Consider the following 9,620-nt stretch of genomic DNA (forward strand, 5'->3'; position numbering starts at 1 on the left):
TTGTGGAACCACAAGGAGCAGAGCGTTTGGTGGACGGACATTCAGGAGTGCAAGCTCTACCGCCTCAGCTGGCCTGGGCGCGTACTCGAGGTGTTCGACACCCCGGAACGGCTCTGCGCGTTTGCCTTCACCGATCGCGACAACTGTATTGTCGCAGCCTTTGAAAGCGGATTTGCGCTGTTTGACTACCGCCGCGGCAAAATTCTGTGGCAGAAGACCCTGCTGCAAAAAGGTAGCGGTGTACGCTTCAACGACGGCAAGATCGATCGCCAGGGTCGCTTCTGGGCCGGCACCATGGCTGAAGACGGCGGTGAAGAGCCCGTAGGGGTGCTCTATTGCCTGGAACCCAATGGTGTAGTCAGTGAGCAGGTGAAAGGCGTTCACATTTCCAATGGTTGCTGCTGGGACGTCAACTCCAGCCATTTCTATTTTGCCGATTCCCCGCGCCGTGTCATTTACCGCTACAAATTTGACGCCCGCCGCGGTGATTTGGGGCAACGCGAAATTTTTGCCCGTACCATGTTCGGTACCTATCCGGATGGCGCCACGGTGGATTCCGAGGGCTACCTCTGGTCTGCCCAATGGCGCGGTGCGCGTATCCAACGCTACAGTCCCGAGGGCAAACTGGCCGGTGCGATTCCTGTGCCAGTGAGCCAGCCAACCTGTGTTACCTTCGGCGGCCCTAATATGGACCTGATGTTTGTCACCAGTGCCAGAGAGTCCCTCAACGAGTGGAACCTGGATCGCGAGAAGCAGGCGGGCAACCTCTTTGTATTCCGGACTCCTTTCAAGGGCGCAATGGGTTTCCGCTTCAGTACTTCTCAACTGCTGGAAAAAATTACCGAGCCGGAGCCGGCCTGAATCTATCCCCGATAGCGCAACCCTCGATATAGGGCAGACAAGTGAACTGTCGCTGCCACGGTGCGCCGGGATACAGGCAGCACTTCCGTCAGGTCGGTTCTGGTGCACCAAGAGTTACGGTACTCTTGCTGCGCGCGATACTTGAGGCAGGCAGTCATTGCCCGTCATGGCGGCCGAGGGTGTACATGCCATCGTCGCTTTTCTACCGCATCCCGAAATCATAGTATTGCCTCCAAAACATAAACTCTGGTCAACGCCTGCGGGAAAGGCGGAAATGGCTGGTAAGGCGGCGATATATGGTAATGCTGGTCAAATACTGGTTTTTGGGGCTGTCGCTGCTGTGTCTGGCATCCTTGGCTCAGTCTGCACCATTTGTAATTGAGCAGGAGCAACAGCCGGCGGCACTGACGGCCAATCTGCGCCTGGTGCAGGACCCGGATCAAAAGCTCAGTTTCACTGACATTCTCTCCCTCGATCAAAATCAGCTGTTGCAACCGCTACACGGGCGATCGCCCAATTTCGGGTTTACCGGTGCGGCATACTGGGCTGCGGTTACCCTGCACAATCCGCTGCCGGTACAGCGGGAACTGATCCTGCGGCAGGATTACCCGCTGATTGATCGGTTGGATTTCTGGTATCTGGATGCTTCCGATCAATGGCAGCAGGTGGCCACGGGCGATCGCCGTCCGTTCGCCAGTCGCATGCTGGATCTCAGGGATTTTGTGTTTCCGGTGACGCTGCCGGCCAACGCAAACCGTACCTTTTATTTCCGTTTTGCTAGCGAGGGAGCGCTCAATATTGGGCTCTCGGTGAGCGACCCGACCGTATTCCTGTCGCAGTTGGCACTGGAGCAATTCCTGATGGGAATTTACTACGGCGGGTTCCTGGTACTGGTTATCTATAACCTGTTCCTGTTTATTGCGGTACGCGACCGGGCCTATGTCTATTACATGGGCTATGCGATCAGCTACGGGCTCTATTTTGGCGTTCACAACGGCATATCGTTTCAGTATGTATGGCCCGGAAGCCCCTGGCTGGCGAACCAGAGCCTGGTCATCTTGTTGGGGATGACACTGATATTTGGCATCCAGTTCGCCCGTACCTTTTGCAGCAGTCGCGTGCTGGCGCCGCGCACAGATCGCCTGGCCCGTGGCCTGCTGTACATCATCGTTCCTTTGACCGTCATTTCCCCGTTTGTCAGTTACGGGCCGACAACACTGAGCCTGGCGCTGCTGACGCTGGTGGTGGCGGTTTTGCTGCTGGCGGTGGGGGTTATCAGCCTGCTCAAAGGCTCGTTGTCTGCACGCTATTTCCTGGTGGGGTGGGCCTCGCTACTTATCTGCGTGATCGTGTACATGCTGAAAACCTTTGGCCTGATACCCCACAATACAATTACCCATAACGCCTTTCAGTTTGGTGCCCTGCTGGAGATGGTATTGCTGTCGTTGGCACTGGGAGCCAGGGTTAATGAAATCCAGAAGCGCGGTTATGTCGATCCGCTCACCGGCCTCTACAATCGCGGATACTTCGACCAGCGGTTGCCTCGGGAGCTCGGCAACGTAACGATCACTGGTGCACCACTTTCACTGCTGGTGCTGGATATTGATCACTTCAAATCCATCAATGACGATTACGGTCATGCCCGCGGAGATGCGGCACTGCAGGCTGTCGGTCGATTGATACTGCGCTTGGTGCGTAAACCGGTAGTGGCCTGCCGCTACGGCGGAGAGGAATTTGCCCTGCTAATGCCGCGCACCGACTGTCAGGCGGCACAAGTAGTGGCGGAGCGATTGGTGCGTGAAGTCGCACAGACGGATTTTGACGGCTTGGCGTTGACCGTCAGTGTGGGCTTGGCGAGTTCGGAATTTTCTGCGGATATATCGGCGCCGGAGTTTTTCGAGCTGGCGGACAGGGCACTCTATAAAGCGAAGCGTAAAGGGCGCAATCGCTATGTCGTAGCCGATACCAGTATTGCGAATGCTGGGGTAATACTTTCCGGCGGCAATGTCTGATTATCGGCGGAATAGAAAAAAGCAGGCGTTGTAACCTGTGCTGTAGCACCGCACCCCAGTGCGGGTAGTTGTTGATGAGTTCGTAACCAATCGAGGATGTCGCGATGAGATTTACCTTAGCAATCACACCTTCTGCGCACGTAAAAAAAAGGTTGTGGGCTTTTCTGCTACCGGTAATTCTAGGTGCTTCGATTGATACCTCCGCCCAGCCGTTTTCGGTCGTCGAGGGCCTGTTCAATGGCACAATGCCGGAGACCATGGGGCTGCAGCTCCCGGTAGGTGTGGAACACATTACCGTGTACCAAGGCCAGGAGGGGAAAAGTCAGTACAACCACGGTGCGGTGCTGTACAGCTTTGGAAACAAGATATATCTGCAGTGGCAGAGCTCTGCCCGCGACGAGGATGCCGCGGATACTGCTGTGCTCTATGCCTCCAGTCGCGATGGCCTTCACTGGAGCGAGCCCCGGATACTGGAAAAAGCACGCAGCAATGCGGTGGTCACCAGCGGTGGTTGGTGGTCCGCGGGCGATACGCTGTACGCGTTTATCAATGTGTGGCCGAACGATCTGCAGCCCCGCGGCGGTCACGTGGAAGTGCTGTCGAGTAGCGACGGCATACACTGGGAAAATACTGGCCGCCCCACCTTTGCCGATGGTCGTCCACTGGACGGGGTGATCGAACAGGACTTTCACCGCTATCACAATGGCCGCATTGTGACTGCTCTGCACCGTCAGCCGGGCCTGCGCGCAACTCCTATTTATACCGATGACCCCTCCGCACTTTCCGGTTGGAAGCTCGGGGAGTTTGCCAACTTATCTGTGGAGAACGACGTGAGCCGCGAGCTTGAACCCAGCAGCTTTCAGCGCGCCGACGGCGCTCTGGTGATGGTGTTCCGGGATCAGCAGAGCAGTTTTCACGTACTGGCGTCGGTGAGTAATGACAACGGTGCGACCTGGTCCAAGACGCAATCGACCAACCTGCCGGACTCCCGCGCCAAACAGAGTGCGGGCAACCTGCCCGACGGCAGCGTATTCCTGGTAAACAACCCCAGCAGCTCGAAAGTCCGCGAGCCACTCGCGATTTCACTCAGCCGCGATGGCAAAATCTTTGATCGGGCCTTTCTGCTGCGCGCAGGGGGCAATCAACTCGCCGGCCCGCGCTATGAAGGACTGTATAAACGAAAAGGATTCAGCTATCCCAAATCCCTTGTGTGGAACGACAGCCTGTATGTGGCCTACGGAGAAAACAAGGAAGACATCGTCGTCACCCGTATACCGCTCACGAGTCTGCTGGCGCATTGATGGTTTTCTGTGCGATGGATTGTTGCCCACTATAAGGCTGATATTGCGTGACTATTATTTTTTGCTATCAGATTGTTCGTTTTAATAAGACCGATAACAACGTCTAATTACAACGTGATTGCGTGTCCCTATAGGATGCTCTAGTCCGATTGATGAGACTATAAGGAACGCAATCCCATGCTCAAGAAATCCCTCTCTCTGGCGGTGGCTCTGGCTACAGCCATTGCCGTTAACGCGAACGCTGCCCCCACCTCCGAGGCCATGTCCAACCAGGACTGGTGGCCGAACCGTATCGACCTGCAGCCGCTGCGTATGAATGCAGAGAAGTCCAACCCGATGGGCGAAGACTTCGACTACGCCGAAGCCTTCAGCAAGCTGGACCTGGCAGCGGTCAAGAAAGACATCCAACAAGTCCTCACCACCTCCCAGGACTGGTGGCCGGCTGACTACGGCCACTATGGTCCTTTCTTCATCCGTATGGCCTGGCACAGTGCCGGTACCTACCGTGTATACGACGGTCGTGGTGGCGCCGGTGGTGGCCAGCAGCGTTTCGAGCCGCAGAACAGCTGGCCGGACAACGTGAGCCTGGATAAAGCCCGCCGCCTGCTGTGGCCGGTAAAACAGAAGTACGGCAATGCGATTTCCTGGGCGGACCTGATGGTCCTGGCCGGTAACGTATCTCTGGAGTCCATGGGCTTCAAAACCTTCGGCTTCGCCGGTGGCCGTGAAGACGACTGGGAAGCAGACATTGTTTACTGGGGTTCCGAGCGCGAGTGGGTCGGTAACGACAAGCGCTTCAACGGCAAAATCCTGGAAAAGCCGCTGGCTGCGGACCACATGGGCCTGATCTACGTGAACCCGGAAGGCCCCAACGGTAACCCGGACCCGAAACTCGCTGCTGAACGTATCCGTGACACCTTTGGCCGCATGGCCATGAACGACGAAGAGACAGTGGCGCTGATCGCCGGTGGCCACACCTTCGGTAAGGCACACGGTGCGCACAAGCCGGAGGAGTGTGTGGGTGCAGCGCCGGGTGGTGCCGCTATCGAAGAGCAGGGTTTCGGCTGGAAGAACAAGTGTGGCAAGGGCCACTCTGAAGACACCGTTACTTCCGGCCTGGAAGGCGCCTGGTCTGTGAATCCGATTGCCTGGTCGTCCCAGTTCCTGGACAACCTGTTTGGTTTCGAGTGGGTGAAAACCAAGAGCCCGGCGGGCGCTACCCAGTGGGAGCCGAAGAACGCCGAGCAGGTGAAATTTGTTCCAGATGCGCACGTTGAAGGCAAGCGTCACGCGCCGATGATGTTCACTACCGACCTGTCACTGCGTTTCGATCCGAAATACCAGAAGATTGCCGAGCGCTTCCACAAGAATCCGGAAGAGTTCCAGCTGGCATTCTCCAAGGCGTGGTTCAAACTGACCCACCGCGACCTGGGCCCGCGCGCGCGCTACCTGGGTAACGAAGTACCGGCCGAAGTGCTGGTGTGGCAGGATGCGATTCCGGCGGTGGACTACAAGTTGATTGGTGACCAGGAAATCGCAGCTCTGAAAGCCGAAGTGCTGAAGAGCGGCCTGACTGTACCGCAACTGGTACGTACCGCCTGGGCTTCCGCCTCCACCTTCCGCGGTACCGATATGCGCGGTGGTGCCAACGGCGCACGCGTGCGTCTTGCGCCGCAGAGCGACTGGGCTGTAAACAACCCGAAAGAGCTGGATCGCGTACTGGACCGTCTGGAGAAAATCCAGAAGGACTTCAACCGCAAAGCCAAAGGTGGCATGAAGGTATCTCTGGCTGACCTGATTGTTCTCGGCGGCGCCGCAGCGATCGAGCAGGGCGCGAAGAAGGCCGGTTACGACGTAACTGTTCCGTTCAAGCCGGGCCGTAACGATGCCACCCAAGCGCAAACTGACGTGCAGTCTTTCGCATTCCTGGAGCGCAAGGCTGACGGTTTCCGCAACTACTACAGCGAAGACGCGCACATGATGCCGGTGGATATGCTGATCGACAGCGCCAACCTGCTGACCCTGAGCGTGCCTGAAATGACTGTGCTGGTGGGTGGTATGCGTACCCTGGGTGCCAACTACGACGACAGCAAGCACGGCGTGTTCACCGACAAGCCGGGAACCCTGAGCAACGACTTCTTCGTAAATCTGTTGAGCATGGACACCCAGTGGTCCAAGTCCTTCAAGGAAGACGGTCTGTACCAGGGTGTTGATCGCAAGACTGGCAAACTGAAGTGGACCGCGACTCCGGTGGACCTGATCTTCGGTTCCAACTCCGAGCTGCGTGCGGTAGCTGAGATGTATGCGACCAACGACAATGACGAAAAATTTGTAAGCGATTTCGTCAACGCGTGGACCAAGGTGATGACTCTGGATCGTTTCGATCTGAACTAATCCGATCTTTCACAGGATGGATTGACCAGGGACAGAAGTGGGCCGCAATTTGGAAGCGGCCAAAAATAAAAAAGGGCGACCACTGGTCGCCCTTTTTTTAAACGTTGATATCAATGCACCTGTATTTCCAGATGTTTTTGCATTGCGCAGATCAGCTGTGAAAAGATAATGGGCTTTGTCAGGTAGTCGTCCATCCCGGCATTGAGCGCGGCAATTTTTTGCTCGCTGAATGCAGCGGCAGACAGGCCGATGATTGGCGTGCTATTGATTTCTGGTATCTGACGGATTTCCGCCGTGGCTTCAATACCGCTGAGTCCCGGCAGCTGTATATCCATAAAAATGATATCGGGGTGCATTTCCCGTGCCGTTTCGATGCCCTGGCGACCATCGCTGACAAACGTTGCTTCAATGCCAAGGTCATCACAGAAAGCGCGCATCAACATTTGATTGACCGCATTGTCCTCGAATACCAGTGCCTGAATACCTCTCAGTGCGGTGAGCGTCTGATGGCTGGCCGCGGGGAGAGGGTGTACAGGGCTGCCTTCCTCTAGCGGCAGCGTCACTGTGAAGCTTGTACCGACATTGGCCTCACTCTCGAGGCTGATCTCGCCACCGAGTAGCTCCACCAGGCTGCGCGTAATCGGCAGCCCAAGGCCGGTACCGCGGCATTGCCCGTCGAAAGTCTTGTCTACCTGTTCGAAGGGTTCAAAGATAATTGCCTGCTGCTCGGGTGGAATACCAATTCCGCGGTCAACGACTGCAATGGCCATTCGGTCTGCTGCCTGTCTGCTTAGCTTCAAGTCGATAATGCTGTTGGCCGGAGAAAACTTGATGGCGTTGCCAATCAGGTTGATCAGGATCTGGGATAGCTTGCCGCGGTCGATGCGGACGTATTCCGGCAGGTGCGGGTCCGTTTCGCATCGCAAGGTGAGGCACCGCTCGCTGGCCTGGGGTTCACAGGAGACCAGGATGCAATTGATCAGCCCCGGTAATTGCACGTCTTCCGCTACCGCTTCAATTTTTCCGGCTTCGATACGTGAGATATCCAGTACATCATTGACCAGTTCCGCCAGCCCACGACCGCTGATCGCAATTTTTTCCAGGAATTCCCGGAACTCTCCCGGCAGGTCACCGTTCCGGCTGCGCTGTATCAGGACCTGGCTGAAACCGACAATGGCGTTGAGCGGTGTGCGAATTTCATGGCTCATGTTGGTCAGGAACTGGGTTTTCGAGCGGCTGTAGAACTCCGCCTTTTCCTTGGCCTGGAGCAGTTCCCGCTCCAGTGTCTTGCGCTCGGTGATATCGAGAATTACGCCAATCAACCCCCCCAGGCGGCCGTCTGCCAGCTCGTAGGCCGCCTTATTGAAGATGACATCGTGCAGGGTTCCGTCGGCATAGACTACCGACGATTCATACACCTGTTGCCCCCTCTGGTGCATCAGCTCCAGGTCCTTTTCGTGGTAGACCTGAGCCTGTGGCCCGGGGGAAACGCCGTAAACGGAGCGCCCGACGATTTCCTCCCGGGGTTTTCCCAGGAACGCTTCAAAGGCCCGGTTGCAGCCGGTGTAGATACCTTCGGCATCCTTGTAGAAGATCGGGGCGGGAATGGCATCAATGAGAATCTGCAGAAATTGCAGCTGGTCCGACAGCGTCTGTTCGGTCGCTTGCCGCTCGCGCAATTCCTGCTGGTACTGCATATTCAGGGCGTCACGATGCGCCAGCATGGTGCCCAGGCGATCGGTAAGCTGCCGCTTGTGGTTAAGTAACAGGTAACTGGTAACCCCCACCAGCAGGGTTGCCAGCAACACCCTCAGCACCGAAGCGGCTCCGGATGCCTCGCTCGCCGGTAACAATGTCAGTACCCATTCGAAGAGGCCCATGACAAGGAATGCAACAAGGCAACACGGGAGAAGTTTGCGCATCGGTGGTAGTGAGGCCCCTGTTGAATGCTGTATGGCAAGCTCTGTATTGGCGAGATTTTGCCGCTTATTTGGCCACCCTACTCAAACTCGCCGATATCGGCAATATTGGTACCTCATTACCATGAACAAAGAACGCTGCACGATGGAATCAGACGATCGACTTAATTAACCCGCCTTCGGCCCGGATCGCGGCACCATTGATCGCGGAACTGAGGGGGGATGCCAGAAACGTAACGACACTGGCAATTTCCTCCGGGAGCAGGAAACGCTGGATCAACGATGTGGGCTCAGTTTCCTGAAAAAACTCTCTGACAAATTGCTTCTCGGACTTCCCCTGCACGGCGGCACTTTCTTTCAGCCAGGTGTTTACCCCTTCGGTCAATGTGGGGCCGGGCAGCACCGAGTTGACCGTGATGTCGGCTCCACTACCTTTGGTCAAATTGGCGAGACCGCGCCCGATTACCACTTGCGCGCCTTTGGTCATGGAGTAGTGCACCATGCTTTCCAGGCCACGTATTCCGGCTTCACTGGAGATATTGATTACACGACCAAAATCCCGCTGCAGCATTGCTGGAAAAAAATGCCGCGACAGCCGCACGGTGCTCATCACATTGATATCGAAAAATTTTTGCCACTCTTCATCACCGATTTCACCAAATGGCTTTGGCTCGAAGATTCCCATGTTGTTGATAAGGATATCCAGCGAACCGAGCGCATCAATTTGCGCACAGATGCGCCGGGTGTCCTCGGGACTGCCCAGATCACCTTCGAGTGCGATTACATCGCCGTGGGCGCGCAGTTCTTCGGCGAGCGATTCGGTGTCACTGCGGCCATTGACTATGACGCGGGCGCCCTCTTTCAGCAGGGCGGTGGCAATGGCCTTGCCGATTCCCTTGGTGGAGCCGCTAATAAATGCGGTTTTTCCGTTTAGCTGCAGATCCAAAATACGGATTCCTTGGTTGGAGTGTCGTTGTCGCGTACGAGGGGGAGGTTTGTCCGCTGAGTATAGGTCCGGGCACGCTGTGAGAGGCTGAGGCACCTGCAAAATCTGGAGCAGCAGTGGCCTTTGGGCGGTTTTTTGCTTTGCGAATGACTACCGGACAAAACGCATGGTGCTAGAAAGGCAAGAA

At 56.3% G+C, this 9,620-nt stretch carries 6 protein-coding genes; 4 read left to right on the top strand and 2 right to left on the bottom strand.

The annotated features are described in order from the left end of the window. From VIL80_RS12820 to katG, 4 genes are all read left to right on the top strand, one after another. Nucleotides 1-861: SMP-30/gluconolactonase/LRE family protein (locus VIL80_RS12820; protein WP_332036492.1), on the top strand; the 861-nt coding region annotated here is incomplete at its 5' end. Nucleotides 862-1,157: 296 nt separating this feature from the next. Beyond that, a complete protein-coding gene (locus VIL80_RS12825; protein ID WP_332036493.1) occupies nt 1,158-2,873 on the top strand; it encodes a diguanylate cyclase in 1,716 nt (571 codons plus the stop codon). Between the two features lie 104 nt (nt 2,874-2,977). Further along, on the top strand, nt 2,978-4,174 hold the full coding sequence (locus tag VIL80_RS12830; protein WP_332036494.1) for a sialidase family protein: 1,197 nt from the start codon (nt 2,978-2,980) through the stop codon (nt 4,172-4,174). 177 nt (nt 4,175-4,351) lie between these two features. Further along, nucleotides 4,352-6,568, top strand: a complete 2,217-nt coding sequence (katG, locus tag VIL80_RS12835) for a catalase/peroxidase HPI (protein ID WP_332036495.1) — start codon at nt 4,352-4,354, stop codon at nt 6,566-6,568. A gap of 110 nt (nt 6,569-6,678) precedes the next feature. Here katG and VIL80_RS12840 read toward each other — a convergent pair whose 3' ends face one another. Together VIL80_RS12840 and VIL80_RS12845 are read right to left on the bottom strand one after the other, a co-directional pair. After that, entirely contained in the window at nt 6,679-8,448 is a 1,770-nt protein-coding gene (locus VIL80_RS12840; protein WP_332036496.1) for an ATP-binding protein, read from the bottom strand. Nucleotides 8,449-8,638: 190 nt separating this feature from the next. Beyond that, nucleotides 8,639-9,433: an SDR family NAD(P)-dependent oxidoreductase gene (locus VIL80_RS12845; RefSeq protein WP_332036497.1), complete on the bottom strand. Its 795-nt coding sequence runs from the start codon at nt 9,431-9,433 to the stop codon at nt 8,639-8,641. Between the last annotated feature and the right edge of the window lie 187 nt (nt 9,434-9,620).

The organism is Microbulbifer sp. (assembly GCF_036563125.1).
GTDB lineage: Bacteria > Pseudomonadota > Gammaproteobacteria > Pseudomonadales > Cellvibrionaceae > Microbulbifer.